At 64.1% G+C, this 16582-nt stretch carries 23 protein-coding genes and 3 tRNA genes; 20 read left to right on the top strand and 6 right to left on the bottom strand.

From position 1 onward, the window contains the following. The first annotated feature begins 185 nt into the window (after positions 1 to 185). From IEX37_RS10145 to IEX37_RS10135, 3 genes are all read left to right on the top strand, one after another. Positions 186 to 258, top strand: a tRNA-Glu gene (locus IEX37_RS10145). A 26-nt stretch (positions 259 to 284) separates the two neighbouring features. After that, a tRNA-Asp gene (locus IEX37_RS10140) sits at positions 285 to 358 on the top strand. Between the two features lie 72 nt (positions 359 to 430). Continuing rightward, positions 431 to 506: transfer RNA gene (locus tag IEX37_RS10135), tRNA-Phe, on the top strand. A 75-nt stretch (positions 507 to 581) separates the two neighbouring features. Here IEX37_RS10135 and IEX37_RS10130 read toward each other — a convergent pair. Beyond that, positions 582 to 1724, bottom strand: coding sequence for a tyrosine-type recombinase/integrase (locus IEX37_RS10130; RefSeq protein ID WP_188756158.1), 1143 nt, complete (start codon positions 1722 to 1724; stop codon positions 582 to 584). Then, positions 1696 to 2430 (bottom strand): helix-turn-helix domain-containing protein, encoded by a 735-nt coding sequence (locus IEX37_RS10125; RefSeq protein WP_188756157.1) that lies wholly within the window; start codon positions 2428 to 2430, stop codon positions 1696 to 1698. Before IEX37_RS10125 ends, IEX37_RS10130 begins: the two co-directional genes overlap by 29 nt. Before the next feature lie 121 nt (positions 2431 to 2551). On the opposite strand from IEX37_RS10125, the gene IEX37_RS10120 reads away from it, so the two are divergent. The 14 genes from IEX37_RS10120 to IEX37_RS10060 all read left to right on the top strand — a co-directional run bounded on the left by IEX37_RS10120 (position 2552) and on the right by IEX37_RS10060 (position 11724). Then, entirely contained in the window at positions 2552 to 2773 is a 222-nt protein-coding gene (locus IEX37_RS10120; protein WP_188756156.1) for a helix-turn-helix transcriptional regulator, read from the top strand. 55 nt (positions 2774 to 2828) lie between these two features. After that, the gene (locus IEX37_RS10115) at positions 2829 to 3461 is read left to right on the top strand and encodes a hypothetical protein (protein WP_188756155.1); all 633 of its coding nucleotides are present in this window, start codon (positions 2829 to 2831) and stop codon (positions 3459 to 3461) included. A 5-nt stretch (positions 3462 to 3466) separates the two neighbouring features. Next, a complete protein-coding gene (locus IEX37_RS10110) occupies positions 3467 to 3793 on the top strand; it encodes a hypothetical protein (protein WP_188756154.1) in 327 nt (108 codons plus the stop codon). Then, positions 3790 to 4035, top strand: coding sequence for a hypothetical protein (locus IEX37_RS10105; RefSeq protein WP_188756153.1), 246 nt, complete (start codon positions 3790 to 3792; stop codon positions 4033 to 4035). Before IEX37_RS10110 ends, IEX37_RS10105 begins: the two co-directional genes overlap by 4 nt. 71 nt (positions 4036 to 4106) lie before the next feature. Beyond that, positions 4107 to 4967 carry a helix-turn-helix domain-containing protein gene (locus IEX37_RS10100; protein WP_188756152.1) on the top strand — a complete coding sequence of 287 codons (861 nt, stop codon included), beginning with the start codon at positions 4107 to 4109 and terminating at the stop codon, positions 4965 to 4967. A 2-nt stretch (positions 4968 to 4969) separates the two neighbouring features. Beyond that, the gene (locus IEX37_RS10095) at positions 4970 to 5380 is read left to right on the top strand and encodes a helix-turn-helix domain-containing protein (RefSeq protein WP_188756151.1); all 411 of its coding nucleotides are present in this window, start codon (positions 4970 to 4972) and stop codon (positions 5378 to 5380) included. Further along, positions 5377 to 5949, top strand: coding sequence for a hypothetical protein (locus IEX37_RS10090; RefSeq protein WP_188756150.1), 573 nt, complete (start codon positions 5377 to 5379; stop codon positions 5947 to 5949). The genes IEX37_RS10095 and IEX37_RS10090 overlap by 4 nt, the downstream gene beginning before the upstream one ends. Next, entirely contained in the window at positions 5949 to 6092 is a 144-nt protein-coding gene (locus tag IEX37_RS10085; RefSeq protein WP_188756149.1) for a hypothetical protein, read from the top strand. The genes IEX37_RS10090 and IEX37_RS10085 overlap by 1 nt, the downstream gene beginning before the upstream one ends. Positions 6093 to 6590: 498 nt before the next feature. After that, the gene (locus IEX37_RS10080) at positions 6591 to 6962 is read left to right on the top strand and encodes a P27 family phage terminase small subunit (RefSeq protein WP_188756148.1); all 372 of its coding nucleotides are present in this window, start codon (positions 6591 to 6593) and stop codon (positions 6960 to 6962) included. 338 nt (positions 6963 to 7300) lie between these two features. Then, positions 7301 to 10135: a phage tail tape measure protein gene (locus tag IEX37_RS10075; RefSeq protein ID WP_188756147.1), complete on the top strand. Its 2835-nt coding sequence runs from the start codon at positions 7301 to 7303 to the stop codon at positions 10133 to 10135. Beyond that, positions 10132 to 10458 carry a hypothetical protein gene (locus IEX37_RS10070; protein WP_188756146.1) on the top strand — a complete coding sequence of 109 codons (327 nt, stop codon included), beginning with the start codon at positions 10132 to 10134 and terminating at the stop codon, positions 10456 to 10458. Before IEX37_RS10075 ends, IEX37_RS10070 begins: the two co-directional genes overlap by 4 nt. A 9-nt stretch (positions 10459 to 10467) precedes the next feature. Then, on the top strand, positions 10468 to 10848 hold the full coding sequence (locus IEX37_RS10065; RefSeq protein WP_188756145.1) for a hypothetical protein: 381 nt from the start codon (positions 10468 to 10470) through the stop codon (positions 10846 to 10848). A gap of 41 nt (positions 10849 to 10889) precedes the next feature. Next, complete coding sequence (locus IEX37_RS16075) at positions 10890 to 11021, top strand: hypothetical protein (protein WP_268236534.1); 132 nt, start codon at positions 10890 to 10892, stop codon at positions 11019 to 11021. Positions 11022 to 11121: 100 nt separating this feature from the next. Then, a complete protein-coding gene (locus IEX37_RS10060) occupies positions 11122 to 11724 on the top strand; it encodes a hypothetical protein (RefSeq protein ID WP_188756144.1) in 603 nt (200 codons plus the stop codon). Between the two features lie 236 nt (positions 11725 to 11960). On the opposite strand, the gene IEX37_RS10055 is transcribed toward IEX37_RS10060, so the two are convergent. Both IEX37_RS10055 and IEX37_RS10050 read right to left on the bottom strand, forming a co-directional pair. Continuing rightward, entirely contained in the window at positions 11961 to 12245 is a 285-nt protein-coding gene (locus IEX37_RS10055) for a hypothetical protein (RefSeq protein ID WP_188756143.1), read from the bottom strand. Positions 12246 to 12286: 41 nt separating this feature from the next. Further along, positions 12287 to 12544 carry a hypothetical protein gene (locus tag IEX37_RS10050; RefSeq protein WP_188756142.1) on the bottom strand — a complete coding sequence of 86 codons (258 nt, stop codon included), beginning with the start codon at positions 12542 to 12544 and terminating at the stop codon, positions 12287 to 12289. A gap of 386 nt (positions 12545 to 12930) precedes the next feature. Here IEX37_RS10050 and IEX37_RS16070 point away from each other — a divergent pair, with 386 nt between their 5' ends. Continuing rightward, positions 12931 to 13059, top strand: coding sequence for a hypothetical protein (locus tag IEX37_RS16070; RefSeq protein ID WP_268236533.1), 129 nt, complete (start codon positions 12931 to 12933; stop codon positions 13057 to 13059). Next, positions 13056 to 13466: a hypothetical protein gene (locus tag IEX37_RS10045; RefSeq protein WP_188756141.1), complete on the top strand. Its 411-nt coding sequence runs from the start codon at positions 13056 to 13058 to the stop codon at positions 13464 to 13466. Before IEX37_RS16070 ends, IEX37_RS10045 begins: the two co-directional genes overlap by 4 nt. Before the next feature lie 228 nt (positions 13467 to 13694). Here the strand turns inward: IEX37_RS10045 and IEX37_RS10040 are convergent, their stop codons facing one another. Further along, positions 13695 to 14243 (bottom strand): GNAT family N-acetyltransferase, encoded by a 549-nt coding sequence (locus IEX37_RS10040; protein ID WP_188756140.1) that lies wholly within the window; start codon positions 14241 to 14243, stop codon positions 13695 to 13697. A gap of 352 nt (positions 14244 to 14595) precedes the next feature. Beyond that, complete coding sequence (locus IEX37_RS10035; protein WP_188756139.1) at positions 14596 to 15522, bottom strand: hypothetical protein; 927 nt, start codon at positions 15520 to 15522, stop codon at positions 14596 to 14598. Positions 15523 to 15860: 338 nt separating this feature from the next. Here IEX37_RS10035 and IEX37_RS10030 point away from each other — a divergent pair, with 338 nt between their 5' ends. Next, on the top strand, positions 15861 to 16139 hold the full coding sequence (locus tag IEX37_RS10030) for a helix-turn-helix transcriptional regulator (protein WP_188756138.1): 279 nt from the start codon (positions 15861 to 15863) through the stop codon (positions 16137 to 16139). Positions 16140 to 16582 lie beyond the last annotated feature (443 nt).

Raw genomic sequence — 16582 nt, 5'->3', positions numbered from 1 at the left:
AACAACATCTTGCACACTTACACCACGTCGACCTGCTCCGCATCGCAGCGACACACCGCGGGCGCGCCCCTCATCCTCACCCGCGAAACGCCCGGGATCCCGCGCGACGCGCCCCGAATTGGCAAAACCGGACGGATCGCCTTATGCTTGATCGTCGGCAAGCGTGAGCCCCGGCGGTTCACCCCGGCCCCATCGTTTAGCGGCCTAGGACGCCGCCCTTTCACGGCGGTAGCACGGGTTCGAATCCCGTTGGGGTCACACTGGCTGATACAATTTCATAGTTTGGCCCTGTAGCGCAGTTGGTTAGCGTGCCGCCCTGTCACGGCGGAGGTCGCGGGTTCAAGTCCCGTCAGGGTCGCTCCGAGCGATGGGCCTTCTTTCGAGGAGGCCTTTCGTCTAGGACGTGGCACAGCCCTGAGCAGTGCCACGAGGCTCTGTAGCTCAGTTGGTAGAGCGCACGACTGAAAATCGTGAGGTCACGGGATCGACGCCCGTCGGAGCCACCACAGCCCCGGATTTCTGCGGAAGTTCGGGGCTTCTTCGTTTCTAACAGTCACGCACCCCGCGAAAACCCCGCACATTCAGCGGAGACGCTCAAGGTGCTCCTGCATCAGGTCCGCCGCCCGACGGCTGCCGCTCTGCTTCGACATGTACACGTCCATGGTGAGGCTCGGGTTCTGGTGACCGAGGTACTCGGCGATGTCCCGCGGGCTCAGCCCAGCCGCGTCGAGCGCCGTCGCCACGGTCTTGCGGAAGCTGTGCGTCGTCAGCTCCGGATAGCCAAGGGCCTCGCGCCGCTCGCGAAGCTCGCGCTGAGCGTTTGACGGGTCGCGCTGACGCAGCAGGGGCGTGGGGAAAACGAGCGGCGTCAACTCCCCCACCCGTTCCTTCCGCGCCTTGAGCATCCGAAGCGTGTCCGCCGGCAACGGTGTCGTGCGCCACGCGGTACTTGTCTTGCCGAACGGCTGGCGCACCACGCCCTGCTTCGGCACCCGGACGGCGATGGCTTCCATCCGCGCAACACCCTTCTCCAGATCCACCGACGGCCACTCGAGCGCACACGCCTCCGCAATGCGCCAGCCGACAGCGAGCATGAACTCGACGAGCTCAACCATGTCGCGCTCGACCAGGACTTCGTCGGCTCGAACCTTCGCGATGAAGGCAGGCAGCTCATCGAGCGGGATCGCCTCCGACCCTCTCTTCCCAGCGCGGGTGATGAGGTCGAGCTCCTTCACGGGATTCCGAGGGATCGCCCCGTTTCGGACCGCCATGCCGAGCATCCCGGAGAGCACCGAGCGGCAGTTCTTCGCCGCACCATGCCCGTGCTGCTTGTGCACGGCACTGAGGAACGCCTGCAGTTGTGCCGGCGTCGCCTCCGCAGCGGACAGGTCACCAAGCTTCGGGATGATGTGCATCTTCACTGCCGAACGGTACGTGGTGAGCGTGCCCGTCGACCTCCCAGCGCCCTCCTTCTCCTCGAGGAACCGATTAGCCAGCAGTTTGAGCGGCGTGCTGGGCTTCAGCTCGCTCCCCCGCCCCTCCTCGACGCCCTTGAGCGCCTCTCGGAGCTTCGCCTTCGCCTTCGCCTCAGACACGTCGAACCGCTCAACCTGGCGGGACTTGCCGTCCGAGAAGCGATAGCGAGTACGAGCCCGCCACTTGCTGCCTACCTGCGCCGTGTGGATCTCGCCGTAGCTACCGATCGGCGTCCGCGGCCGTGCCACCCTCCACTCCTTCCGCTTGCTGGGAGGCGTAGTACTCGACCAGCGCCTTGGAATAGTGCAGGAGTCCGTCCTCCGTCAAGAGCTCCGGTCTATGCGCGAGACACCATGCGATCAGCGGATCATGCCGGTCGAAGCTGATGCCGCTCCGCTCGAGCGATCGCAACGCCTCACGGCACGACTTCATCAGGCTGCGCACCTGTTCAAGCAAGACACCACGCGTAGCGAGAACCTGGATGGACCCTCCCGGCTCCGTGTCGGAGTAGAAGAAGGAGATGATCTGACTCCGCAGGTCGCTCAGGTCAGAAACGAACTCGGCCAGCTCGTGCAACTCGTAGTAGACCAGCTTGGCTTCGTCCTCAGCCGCGGTCATTCCGTATCCGGTGAGGCGCTGCCACATCATCTGAGCACTCTCCATCGAGCCACTCGGCAGCGGCATTCCTCGATTACCGCCCATAGGGATGAGCAAGGCAAGGATCGGCACGTGCAGCGCTTCAGCGAACACAAAGAGCTCTGTGGCCGTCACACCCTTCCGCTTGCCGGAGAACAACGCCTGCAGGGTGTTCGGCTTGAAGCGCCCATCAACCCCCACGACCTCGTCACACCGCCTCGCGAACGCCTCGATCGTCAGGCCTTGAGCCTCACGTAGCGCCGCCAGGTTGCGCGCGACCGCGCGCGTGAAGTCGTTCTCCCAGTCTCCGTCCACCATAAAAACTCACCCTATACGAGATCAGGATGAGTTTTCCGCTTGCGTTGGAGCGCATCCCGTGTCAACATGAGAAAACCGCCAGGATGCAGGCGTTAACGAGAGGATTTCACAGGAGGATGGCATGGTTCGGTCCATAGACGATCTGCCCGAGCTCGCTAAGCGCGTCGAGATCGCGGAGTTCACCGGTACGAGCGTTCCAACCCTCGCGCGCTGGGCAATGGAAGGCACAGGCCCGAAGGTGACGCGCCTCGGAGGAAGCGTGCGCTACCGCAAGGGGGACGTGCTCTCCTGGCTCGACTCCCTTGGCGCTGCCTGCGAAACGACCGATGCGCGTCGGCGCTGAGGCCAGCACAGCTCGCTCGCCAGCACCAGCTGGGACGAGAAGAGCCCCCGACCACATGAGCGGCAACTCGGTCGAGGGCGAAGACCAGAACACCAACCAGGAAGAAGGAGAACCGATCATGACCATTCTGGCAGAACAGCTGGGATTCATCGACCGTCTGCGCATCATGCGCGCGGAGCTGGGCAAGCCGATCACGTCAGTGACTGACTCCCGCATTGACGAACTCGTGGATCGGAACGTGGTGCGGCTCACTGAGGAGCAGATCCTTGCCCACCTCCCGGAGCACGGAGCCTACCTCGGCACGCTCTACTTCCAAGTCATGGTCAGCGAGATCAAGGACCTCCCCTTTCCCACGCCCGCTTGGGCCGACGAAGTGCAGGTGTATGCCGACGACTGGCCGAACGTGAGCATCTGGTTCAGGAAAACGATCCTCAATGCCGCTTTCACCAACGTCGGCTTCGAGCAGATGATAAGCGTGACGGTAGAGGACGATATCTCCCCTGACGGGGACGACGATATGCCGGCTGGGACTGTCAGCACCTGCCCGCCTAAGTTCTGCGTGTACGGGCGGGATGGAGCCGCGGAGCTTGAGGCCTCACCGCTCGCGCTGAGCAGGCTCGGGGAATCGCTACGAGAGATCGCTGACGTCCTGTCCGCTGAGGTGACTCGTCAGGCGGTGACCCGATGAGACCCGTGAACCACCACGTCATGCCCGCGTTCGACATCACGCTCGCCATGATCGAGGGAACGAAAGTGCAGACGTACTGCGGTCGGAGTTTCGTCCCGACTGTCCAGGTCGGCACATCCGGCCGCCCGGACCTGCCCGGGGCTCCCGACTGTCGCAAGTGCACCGAGCTGCGCGAGCTGACAGTCAAGTGGAATCGGCTGCGGCTCGAGAAGAACCGCCTCATGCGCGAGATGAGAGCGGTCGAGAAGCAGTACAGGCACGCAGTCGAAGACGAGTCGACGCGGCAGGCTCAGCCGACGCCCGACGAGGTCTCGCAGGAGGTGACCGCATGACCGACGCTCAGCGGGCCGTCGCAGAGGCCTCGGAGATCGTCGTGAACGTCGTCGACGCGAATGGCGCAATAGCCGAGGTCGGGATTCTGGGTGTGAACGGGCAAGTCACGCCGCTGGATAAGGGGCTAGCGCTTGCCGTAGCGGACAGGCTCGCCACGCTCGCGGCGGACCTTCCGAACCCGCCCCGCTTCCTCAAGCGCGACGCCGGCGTCGATGAGCGGCTCCGAGGACTTGACGACTGATCGCCGGACGGCCCCTGGGACTCCCCCAGGGGCCGTCTCCACAACTGAAAACCGAAAGGAGGGGGTCGCGGGTGACTGACACAGACGGTTGGATCAGACTGCCGAACACGGTCATCGAACACAGCGCCCTCAACGCCCATGAACTGCTCGTCTACATCGTTCTGTTGAAGCACCGAAACCCAACCACGGGCAAGTGCTGGCCGGGGCTGTCGACCATCGCTGACGAATCGCGACTGTCGCGCCGCAGCGTCATCCGAGCGATTAGCGGCCTCGAGGAACACAGCGCGATCAAAGTCACCCGTCAGCGCAACGTCGGCGAGAAGAACCGCCCGAACGTGTACGAGGTCGCGGTGCTCAGCGAGAGCCAGGGCGATTGGTGGCACGTGTCCGCGAAGGGCCGGCGGAAGCCCCAGCGCAACTTGTCGCCGGAATCACGTGCACGGCTCGCGAATGCCGCACGCACTGCACGTAGTGACTCCGAGTCACTACGTCGGGCCGTCGACTCTTCGGGTAGTGCCTCCGAGGCACTAGGTAGTGACTCCGAGTCACCAGGGGTAGTGACTCCGAGGCACCCGAATAAGCCCAATGAGAACAAGACCAATGAAGAAACTTTCAGGTCCGCTCTTCCGAGCGCACACGACAGTGTCACAACCTTCGAGCCCGCAACCAGCACCGACAAGCAGCGCGCTTACCTGCACGACCTCCACATCCACCTCACCGGCCAAATCCCGAACGCCCGCAGCAAGGACACATGGAAGACCCTCACCAAGTTGGAGGCTCAAGACCTCATCGACAGGTACCTCCGGCAGATCCCCCGGTACGACAGGTACGAGGGACCGGAGTACGGGACACCCGCCTACAACGCCCTAACGCCAGTTGGGCGGGAGTGGGCAGACCGCGGGTTCATCCCCGACATGCTGGAGGTGGCCTGACGATGAGCACCTACGAGCCCCGCTCCATGCGGATCCTCCCGGCCGGTGCGCTCATCCTCTCCCCGGACGACGCGAGGATGCTCTACCAAGCCGCTCGCATAAAGGAGCTCCGCAGCAGATACCGCGTGGGTGACAGCGCGATCTATGACCTTCTCCGCGCGATCACGATCTGCGCGTTCAGTACCGCTCCCGGCAACGAACCGCGGCAAGAAACGGCATCAGAGGAACGTAGTCACTGGACGGTCAACCAGATCGCCCAAGCCACCAGGCGGGCACCACGAACCGTCCGACTCGACATCGAACGAAAGACCCTGCCCGCCGTCAAACACGGCAACACATGGGTCATCACCAACGACGACGCAAAGACGTACATCACCGGTCACAGTCCCAGACAGACAAGGAACCACTCATGAGTAACAGCACAACCATCAGTCAGGTGCTCGCTCTCCGAGATGAAGCCGCAACGATCCGCGCCAATCTCGCCAAGACCATCGCGCAGATCCGGGCTGACGCCTACGCCAGCGACCTCGCGAAGCGTGAGCGCACAGGTGAAGCCCACCGCGAAGCCCGCGCTTCCATCGACGCCCTGCGAGCACGTGAAGAGCAGCTCCTGCATACCCGCGCACGCGACCTCGGAAAGCGACTCACGGGAGCCGTCGGCGACGACCCCAGCCAGCTCGTAGCCCTGCGCGACGCACAGGACCGAGCCGACCGCATCGAAGACGAGAGAGAGGCCGAACGCCTCATGGAGCGGGCCACGCTCAGCGGCGACCGCACCCTTGCCCTCGCTCTCGCCCAGCGAGCCACGCAGAAGGGATGGGTGGAGACATATGAGTCGTTCAAACGCGAGTACCCGAAGGACGCGCGGACTGCCACCGACCTCGCCGAGATCAATCACATGCAGACCAGTCGCGAGCACAAGCTCGCAGCCTCTGCCGCGTACTCCCTGCCTTCCACGCCCGCAGGGGTCTGGACACTCTGATGGCCGATCGCACCATGACGGACACGGAGGCGATGGACATCCTTCACGCCGTCTACCGGTCCCCGCGCATACACGGCCTCGGCACCTTCCTCCAAGAGCTTGAGTCCGTGCTCGAGCAAACCGGTCGAGACATCGACGACTGAGGGTGAACGCCGTGAAGCACGAATCGCGCCCCGCACCCTCACCGCGCCATCGCCGTGAGGGGGTTCCCCGGAAGGCATGGGGGGACACGTTCACACCCTCGAGACCACCTACCCGGGCGCTGCCACCCGCCGCCGAAGATCTGTCCACCATCAACCAGATGCAGACCAGCGCCCACCGGACGCGAGCCAGGTCCGCCGTCTACCCCGCGTCACAGGCCCCCGTCGGTGTGTGGGCGCTCACCATCCGGGCACCCAGGAGGCCCCGGCATGTGGCCCCGACTACCGGTGCCCGGACTACGAGCAGTCCCGACGGCCGGTCCTCGTCGAAACCGCTCGAAGACCACGAGGAGAGCCGAACGAATGTACGAAGGTTCGGAACCAAACCCGGGGGGTACCCCACCTCGGACGCCCCTCAGTCGGTCGCCTGGGAGGGGAATTCTTGGTCGATGCGTGCGGGACCTTCATTTTCGTACCGCTATTCGAGTAATTGGAGATGCGATGACTGCTGTACCGAAGGTGCTTAAACGCCGCGGCCGCGCCCTGTGGCGGGAGCTGGTCAAGAAGTACGAGTTTGACGAGCATGAGACGCCTGTGTTGCTCGAGGCGTGCCGTTCGCTGGACCGGATCGACGCGCTTGAGGACGTGATCGAGGCGGACGGGCTGATGATTACCGGTTCCACGGGGCAGCAGGTGTTGCATCCGGCGGTGGCGGAGTTGCGTCAACAGCAGGCGACGGTAGCCCGCCTGTTGACGCAGCTGAACCTTGAGGCTGCTGAGGGGGCGGTGGCGATGTCCCGTCAGATCTCGACGGCCGCTCAGGCCGCGGCGAAGGCCCGTTGGGAGCGTTCTAAGGCGGTTCGGGGTGCCTAGGCTGCGGCAACGTCCTGGGCAGGGGCCTGGTGAGGTGCCTGTAGAGCTTCTGCGGCGCGGGGAGCCGTTGTGGGACGACCCTGCCGCGTCGCGACGCTGGTTCGAAAGGCACGGGCTTACGCCGGGGCAGACGTTCGACGTGGGTCCGGCTTGTCGACGTAAAGAGGCGATCTGGGCGTGGCTGGTCGCGAACGGCTATGGGAATCCGACGTACCCGAAGTTCCCGGACTGGCACCGGGTTAACCAGCTGTCGATCGAGGGCAGCTGGAGCGCGGATGCGACGCGGGAGCGTCTTTCGAAGGTGAAGGGGCAGTGAGATGGCGAACAGAGTTGTAAAGGTGACTCTCTCCGCGCAGGTTGCGGAGTATCAGAAGGCGATGCAGGATGCCGCCCGGTCTACCCGGGAGACGGGTTCTGAGGCGGAGAAGCTCGCGCAGAAGCGTCAGGCGTTTGATCTGTTGGGACGGACTGCGCTTGGTGTTGGTACGGCGATGACGGCGATGACCGCGCTGTCAGTTAAGGCGGCGATGGGGTGGGAGTCGGCGTGGGCTGGTGTCACGAAGACGGTTGATGGCACTCCGGAGCAGTTGGCGGCTGTTGAGGAGGGTTTGCGGGGGTTGACGTCGGTTTTGCCGGCGTCGCATGACGAGATCGCGGCGGTTGCTGAGGCGGCAGGTCAGCTCGGCATCCGCACGGAGAACGTCGTCGAGTTCACGCGGACGATGATCGATCTCGGTGAGACGACGAACCTGTCCGCGAATGACGCGGCTACGGCGTTGGCGCGGTTCACGAACATCATGGGCACCTCGCAGGAACAGGTGTCGAACCTGGGTTCGGCGCTGGTGGGGCTGGGCAACAACTACGCCACGACGGAGTCCGAGATCCTCGAAATGTCGATGCGTCTCGCTGGTGCGGGCCGTCAGATCGGTCTCTCCGAGGGTGACGTGCTGGGTCTCGCGACGGCGCTGTCCTCGGTGGGTATCGAGGCTGAGGCCGGCGGTTCGGCGATGTCGAAGGTGATGATCGACATTGCCGCGTCGGTTGAGGAGGGCGGCGACCGTGTCGCGATGTTCGCGAAGACGGCGGGCATGTCCGCGGAGGAGTTCTCGAAGCAGTGGCGTACGGCCCCGTCTGAGGCGCTTGCGGCGTTCGTGAAGGGCCTGGCGAACGCGGAGGCGCAGGGCTCGTCCACGCTTGGTGTGCTCGCGGAGTTGGGCATCACTGAGGTTCGTATGCGCGACGCGCTGCTGCGCTCATCCTCGGCTGCGGACATGTTCACCGAGGCGATGGCGACTGGTAACAGGGAGTTCGAGGCGAACAACGCTCTGACGGAGGAGGCCGCGAAGCGGTACGAGACTGTTGAGGCTCGCGTCGCGATCGCCGCGAACGCCATCCGGGACGCGGCGATCGATTTCGGAGAGGTGTTCCTCCCGGTCGTCGCGGAAACGTCGGGGCGCGTGGCCGAGTTCGCTCAGGCCCTCGGGGACCTGCCCGACCCTGTGCAGGGAATCATCGGGATCGCTACGGGGCTGGGCGGTGCTGTTGCTCTGGCGTCCGGGGCGATGCTGATGGGCGTCCCGAAGATCGTCGAGTACCGACTGGCGCTGGAGACCCTCGGTCCCACCGCGCAACGCGCCGCCCGCATCACCACGGTCGCGTTCAAGGCGATGGCAGCGACGGCAGTGCTCAGCGCCGCTGTGGCCGGTTTGGAAGCCTTCGGAGACGCGTTGAAGGGAACCGAGGCCAGCGTCACGGACCTGTCCAACGCGATCAGCAAGGGCAGCCTCGATGAGGCCCTCGCGAAGGCGGTCCAGGGCACCGCGTTCCCCTGGGAGGTGGAGCGCGTGAAGGAGACGATCCAGGACCTCGGCGGGGTGCTTGACCAGATCCAGCGGGGCCGCCCTTCTAGCAACAGCTCCGACCCGATCGATATCTGGTTCGACCAACTGAAAGCCAGCGTTGAGAACGCTGCGGACGCCCTCGCTCAGCTCAGCGTCGATGACGCGGTCGCGACGATGGGCGCGTTGCGGGACGAGTTCGAGCTGACAGACGCGAACATCCTGACCCTGATCCACTCGTCCGACACGTTGCGGGACAACCTCATCAGAGTCGCTGACGAAATGGGGCTCACCGCGGATGACGCCACCCTGCTGAAGATTGCCCTCGGGGAGGTGAAGCCACCGGTCTCGGACGCGGAGGCGGCTTTCATGGCACTCCACGGGGAGGTCGAGGCCGGTGAGGAGACGCTGGACACCTACCGGAAGGCGTTGGCAGACCTCGGTCGCGCGGCGATGGACATGGGGGACGCGCAGGACTCCGCCCAGTCCGCGATCAACTCGATGACGGAAGCAGCCAAGGCATCAGGCGTCACCCTGGACGGCACGAACGACGCGTCGATCCGGCTCCGTGACTCCCTCCGCCAGGTGGAGGAACGTCACCGTGCCGCCGCCGAAGCGATGATCGACAACGGCAAGTCCGCCGACGAGGTCACCGACGCATACACGCGTGGCCGGGACGCGATCATCCGACAACTCGAAGCGATGGGACTGTCCCGAGAGGAAGCCGTCCGATGGGCGGACGAGAACCTCGGACGCGCGGAAGACGTCGAGCACGGGTTGCGCGACGTCGCCCGAGCGGCGAACGAGATCCCCACACACCGCAACATCGACATCAGCCTCTCAGGGTCCGGTGCCGCGATCGATCACATCAGGGAACTCAACCGCCAACTGGCCGCCACCCCATCCACGAAGCACATCAGCATCGACGCCAGCGGTGGAGTGCGGGGACTCGCCTCGCCGCCGAAGCCGAATGCAGACGGCAACCTGTACGACTACGCGAAAGCGTTCAGGGACGGCGGGTTCGCCGGCCCCGGCATCTATCAGGGGCGTCCGGAGGCGATTCATAAGTTCGCTGAGCCGGAGACGCTGTGGGAGGCGTACATCTCCGGGAAGCCGGACCAGAAGGAGCGCAACGTCGGTGTGTGGGTTGAGTCGGGGGTCCGTCTCGGTGTCCTTGGCGGCGCGCAGTCGGCACCTACGATGCCTGACACGTTGATCGTGAAGGACGTGGACGGTGCGATCGTCGCCCGGATGAGGGTTGAAGCGGATCAGCGGATCCATGCGAGTGAGGCGCGTCGTGCGCAGACGGTGACGAGAGGGAGGCAAATCCGATGAACGGCAGCGGGATGTTCGCCATCGACCCGGAACGAGCGAACGAAGAAGCCCTACAGGTCTTCGCACTCCTTATGTCCGGCTCTGACTCACCGTCCGCCAGGACCGAGATCATCCGCATCGCGCACGAGACGCAACCCGGCTACGCCCGACTCATCGCCGAACACGTGGCCCTGCTCGTGACCAGGCACACCCTCAGGGAAGCCCCCGTCGCCGCGGTCCCGCTGATCACGAAACGACTCGGGGACTTCATGTTCACAGCACGCCGCGTGATCCTCGATATCCACCCGCGCCCACCCCAGCAGGAGGTGCCGGGTGCCGATTGAACTGATCCCATGGCCGAGCTCAGCGCGCAGGGCATGAGCACCCGAGCAATCGCACCCATCGTCGGAGTGAGCGTCGGCACGGTTCATGCAGATCGCGAGGCGTCGCAGGTGTTCAGTTCTGAACACCTGAACGATCCTGAGCCGATCCCGGCCGGGGAGGTCGCGCCCGTCGAGTTCGAGCCGATGACAGGCGTTGAGCGCGATGCGGTTCTCGCTCGCATCGAGCGTCAGCAGGCGGAGTTCCCGACCCCGCCGCCGATCACCGGCATGGACGGGAAGCAGTACACCCGACCTGAGCCGCGGAAGCCGCAGCCCCCTCCTCGTCGAGGGATCAGCACCTACGATGGATGTATGGGCATACGGGACCGCGTCGTAAATTACCGACGCTAACCCCCCGAAGAGGGCTCAGGAGCCCCTTAGACTCCGCCGCCATGACAACACCAGTTCAGCGGCAAGGGGAGTTCCCAATGATCGAGATCCGCGTCTCGTGGACTATCAAGCTCGACCTCACAGCGGTGATGACCGCCGTGCGAATCGCGCTACTGCATGTCATCTACGGTTGACACCGCACATGATGATCATCATGATGACGGTGGCTGGCTCCCCGGGAGGGGCGGTTCCGTGCGTTGTGCGGAGACTTGCGGGTGCAGTAGCGTTCCCGGCATGTCGCCCACCCCGGTCCTGTTCTGCGAGGAGCACGGCTTCGTTAATGACCAGAGCGGCATTTACTTCGAGAACGTGGTCAACCTGACCATCTCCGGATCCACGGGAACATGTCCGGCCTGCGGGAAATCTGCGAGCTACGTCGATGGCACATACAACGACATCAACGGGCGAACGACTGCAACTCTACGGCTCAGCCCGAGACAGCTGCACCGACTTAAGCAGAGCCTCGCGTGGGTTCAGCAGCAGGCGGACTCAGTCGATGACGAGAAGAAGGTCCGGGTACTTGAGCAGACTCTTGTCGAGAACATCCCTCAGGCGAAACCGTGGCTCGAGAAGTTCCGCGGCCCGACGAGCATGGCGGCAGCCGCCTGGGCATCCGTGCTCGTCGCGGTCATCAGCGCGATCGTCGCGCTGGTAGCTCTTAGCGGGAACCAGCTGAGCGAGGAGCAGTTCCAGCAGCTCCTCGAGGAGACCGTTCGCGCTGTGCAGAACGGGCAATCGCCAGCAGAGCCAGGAGGGACCATCCCATCAGCCCCGCCGCCGCAAAGCCAAGAACAAGCGCCACCGGCAACGGAGCTGCCGACGCCCAAGACACGCTGAAGCACGCGACGATGAGGACGCCGAGCCAAAACGCCGATTCCCTCATGCTCCCAGTGTCCCACCGCGGCTCTTTGCGATCTACCGCCGAAGCTGAGTGTCCGCACTTACGCCTATGCTCCACGCGTCGCCCGGCGCGGCATGACCCGAATCGCTCCCCTCTCGGGTGTGGGCATGGGTCACCTGGCCGCACAAACCCGCCGAGAAGCGGTCGTGTGGCGCAACGCCGTCACCATGCGTCAAGAGCCCTCGGCGTTGAGGTAGTCCCGCAGCTTCTCGACCAACTCATCAACGGTGGCAACGTCCGCGATCGCGAGCATGTCCCGCACCTCTGACGGGGTGAGCATGCCACGGAAATGAGCACGAACCTCGTTCGCCTGCTGTGGCGTCAGTTGCCACCGCGAATAGTGCTCGTGCTGGTCGCCGTACCGGGCACGCAGGAAATCGCGGACCATCTTGCCCGGACGCTGCTCCACGTGCCCGAGCTCGCGAGCTAGCTCGACGGGAGTGATGGGGTCATCCATGGTTGCGAGGATATCGGCATGCTCCCGGTCTCTGGGGGGCTCTACTTCCAGTGGCGGTCTAGCGAACGAGCAACACCATCCAGGCATGCAGGTGCCTCCCGCTCGTGAAAGGAGATCGTCGCCATGTCGATCACAGGGTCCACGAACTCGGGGCCCTTGAGCCCCATGGCCTCGGGCCTCTCCCGCACAGCAGTCACCCACTCGTCGACCGTCCGGCACACGTACACCGTGGCTTTCAACTCTTCATCTGCGATCTGGTCACCGGGGATGTCTGCCGCAGCTGCAACGCTCCTGAGCACTCGTCAGAAACCTCGACAGGACTCCAGACGTACTCCTCACCGCTCGCTGGAAGCGCGGCAGGTGACTCGGTTCCAGAGGTCGCAGGAACAGGCGCTGAAAGCTGGTCTGGGTGCGCCGGGTCCCGCGAACAGGCGCTTAGAAGCAGCAAGACAATGAGGGGCAGTACCGCGATACGGCGCATGCCGACGAGCGTACTGAATGAAACCCTCGGCGCCCATACGAGGTCGGGGCCGCTTCGCACGGTTCACATTTCGGGAGAGCTTAGCCCTAGTGACGCTCAGCGCGGACAAAGGCCAAGTAGTCATCTACTGAAGGGCCGCGAGCGCAATGTCTGTCCCTTGTGAGAGCATCGGCGTTATCCGCACGACGAAGGAGGGTGAAGCACATGGCTGGCGAGCACGAGTTGCGACAGATCTTGTCTGAACTGCAGAAGCAGACGAAGCTGCTCAAGGAGATCAAGGATGCAGTCGAGGGCGTTGAAGGTGCTGTCTATAACACGGCGCTTGAATCATGAGCGAGGGCTTCGTCTGGCGTGACGCGGAGGTCACGTACCCCGATTGGAAGGGCACCGCGCAACTCGACCAGAAGATGACGGGCCGTTCACCCGAGCGGACTGTTGGGCTGAATCCCGACGAGTGGCGGATCATCGGCTTTGACATCGGCGGGGGCGAGACAGGGCACGAGCTTCACGTCGTGGCGGTGCACCGTGAGCACATTCCGGAAGGTGGTGACGTCTATCCGCGCGTTGCCGAGGCAAACGGTGGCGAGATCCCCGCGACGGAGTTCCTCGTGCACGATGTCGACCCGTACGAGTTCCTGAGGGCAATCACTCACATGTTCGAGCTGAGGATGCGTGTACGGGGGACACGTGACCTGCCGATCCGAATCACGCGTCAATCGGATCTACCACCGCAGCAGTAGCGCTCACGCACAAGCAGCGGCCTTAGCTACTCGTCCACCGCGGCGATGACGCGCTCCCTGGAGGTCGACGAGAAGGGTACGCGGATTGTGCGTACCCTCGGTAAGACCACAGCCAAGCACCTCAAGGGAGTGGCGAATCACGGCCGCCTTGAGATGGCCGGTGGGGTGGTGTTTCGCCACCCCACACCGGACAGGCTCGGGCGGCTCAGGAGGCGCGGATCATGCCGGTCAGAAGTTCCGAGCCCAGAGCTCGTAGCCTTCTTGGATCTCGAGGTACTCATAGCCCTGTTTCGCGAATGCGCTCTTCGCTGGCCAGTTGTCCGGGTCGATACGCGCCATTGCCGTGTAGTTGCTCGTTATACGGTACGCCGTCATCACGTTGTGCACTCTCGCAAGTGCCTCGGCAGCCAGGCCGCGACCGCTGACACGTTGAGCAATCGCGACTGCGGCGATGAAGCAGAAGCGGTCGAACTCGCTGACCTTGATCTCGATGACCGCGGCCAGACCCTTATCGTCGTACCCAAGGAGCAGAAACTCTGGCGGATGCGCCGGCACATGCCTGCGGCGAACGTAGTCCTGGACCTCGTACTCCCACGGATAGTCGTGAGTCTCGAGGCCGCTGTCTTCGTCGTACGTCGAGTCCTCCGGCTGCGTGCACCGGAAAACGCTCAGGTGCGCTCGGTGTTGCGAACCGCTCGCGTTACGCCAGTCGAGTACCACGGTCCGCAAGAAGCGCGCGAACCCGATCCCGCTCTGCCCTGCTTGGCTGACGTGCACCGCGAGTACCGTAGTCTGCCCGGTCCACGACGTTGCGGCGGGCGCCTGAGCCGGACCCGCGGCGGAGCATGGTGATCATGGGCAGGGAAGCAGTCACGTCCCTCACGTTACCTGGCTTAATACATGTGGACAATCCCCAGCCGCATCTTCAGCAGTCCTACAGGCAGAGACCCGCCATAACCACAGCTTGACGACCCGACAGCATCGAGTCAGCAGCGCCCCCTGGCTCTACACTCGTCCTCCCCGACGATGAGTGGAGGGATGACCATGCCACGCTGCTCCGGAGATGCTTGCCGAACGTGAGGCCGCGATCGATGAAGAGAGGCCAGCTGGAGCAGTTCGTAGGGGGCTCCTAGATGGACCGATCCTTCTCTGTCGGCTCGTCTGCCCCTAACAGAGCAGCGCTCGGGGGTAGGGGACGGGCAACGAGCCTCTCGATCTCTTCTGCCAGCGCCTCCGAGATTCGCGCACGCGTCATCCTGATCCTCTCAGTAGCGTGCGGCATGAGCCGGACGAGATCCAGGTACATCTGACGAAGGGTCAGGAAGTCCTCTGCGAGTCCTGGCGTTTCGTCGTCGAGCAGCTGGCTCAGGTACTTCCGAGTCGTAGCATCCTGCTCATTCCACTGCCTCAGGCGCTGTGCCGTGGGGTCGTCGTCCCATGTTGGAGAGACCCACCAGGGGTCCCCATCCATCATCGTGCGCTTCGCTGACCGCAGGTCGTCCGCGCGAAGCGAAGCGAGGTGCTCGGAAGCAGGTTGAGGGTCTCGCGCTACCAGCCTCTTCACAACTAGCTCAGTCGTGGGCCACGGCGCGTAGGTCGCCCCATCCGTAAACGTGTCCTCGTGCTCAACCAGCGCCTCAGGTGGAAGGCCACACAGCCGCGCCAGTTCAGGTACATCATGGATCTCGATGATGCCGCTGGCTCCGTTGTAATAGATGCCAGCGACGCGCTCGTCCACGTACACAGCGAGCAACCTCGCGGCGAGATCCGACTTGGCGGCACCAGGGCGGTGACGCTCGGCACGCGCCCACATGGCAACAGTGGCTAGGTAGTCGTCGGCGACGGCCCAGGGCACCTTTGCCCGTCCGATTGGCACCCACTCAGACTTGCCCCGCATGTCTCGATCAAGGTGCTGAATCCGGATCTTCCGAGCCTGGTCGGGGACGACGTCGATCTCTACTCGGTGAGTCCGTTTCGTCGTCGGGTCGCGGTACAGCCAGTCACTGCCCTCATCGTCTGGCGTTGGCTTCCGCTCGTACGTAGCTTTGAAGTCCACGGAACCGAGGGTATGAGGCATGACGGCTCGCCGCGAAGAGCTCGCAGCATGGTTCGAAGGGGGTACGCACAATCTGCGTACCCTTGAACGCCTTAGCCTCCGGGCTTCCGGCTCCGAAGGACGACGAGCGGGGCTTCCATCACTATTGCTGACGGAACCCCGGGCCGTCCTCGCTGATCCGAACCCGGATGCCCTAAGCACTGCTGAGGTCATCGACCCGATGAATCGCAAGCAGTCCGCACGCATCGAATCTGGCTTCCAAGTCACGGGTGGACGTGCGCGAGTATGGCGTGAACTCCCTGTGGCGACGGTAGCCGTGGCGCTGAAGACTCGTAAGCATGCTTCATGAGTCAAGCCGCCGCGAGATCGAAGAAATCGTGAGACGTGTAGTCCGCGAGGAAGCTGACCGGATAGTGACGAGCTTGGTCGCCTCCGCTCCCCCTCAGTACCTCACGACCAGCCAAGCCGCGGAGTACATCGGCATGCCGCTCCAGACGCTCTACAACCAGATATCGCTGGGGGCGGGTCCCCGAATGCTCAAGCGCGGTAGCCGAAACGCGTTTCGCGCCCAGGACCTCGACGAGTGGATGGCCAGCAGGCTCGACCAGCCTAGGTGAACCGTGGGGCCGACGGTTGGCGACCCCGCATCTACTCCGCACATTCGCTGATCCGTTGCGATACTCCCCGATACGGCGTGACTAGTCGGCAGTAGGTGAGTCGAGCATGCCGATACCCCGCGATTACTGTTGATTCCGTCGGGCCGTTACTCGTGAGGTCACGGGATCGACGCCCGTCGGAGCCACCACCGAAACCCCCGGTTCGCCCGGGGGTTTCGCATTCCCCTGAGTCGGCTCGATGCCGCTCCGTCGAGACACGTGCCAGTGAATCACACGCGGCAGGTCGCGGCTCGTTCGCGTGCCGATGCGGTGCCGGGAGCCCGGCCGAGACTACCCACCATCAGACGCCACCAACGAGGACACTAGCTGTACTTCCCCGTGAGGTTGTGAACGCGGGAGGCTGGGGTCTGGCCGCCGAGGGCGGTGTGGGGTCGGTGGTGATT

The organism is Microbacterium album, from assembly GCF_014643695.1.
GTDB lineage: Bacteria > Actinomycetota > Actinomycetes > Actinomycetales > Microbacteriaceae > Microbacterium > Microbacterium album.
This window is presented reverse-complemented; position numbering and strand designations above follow the sequence as displayed.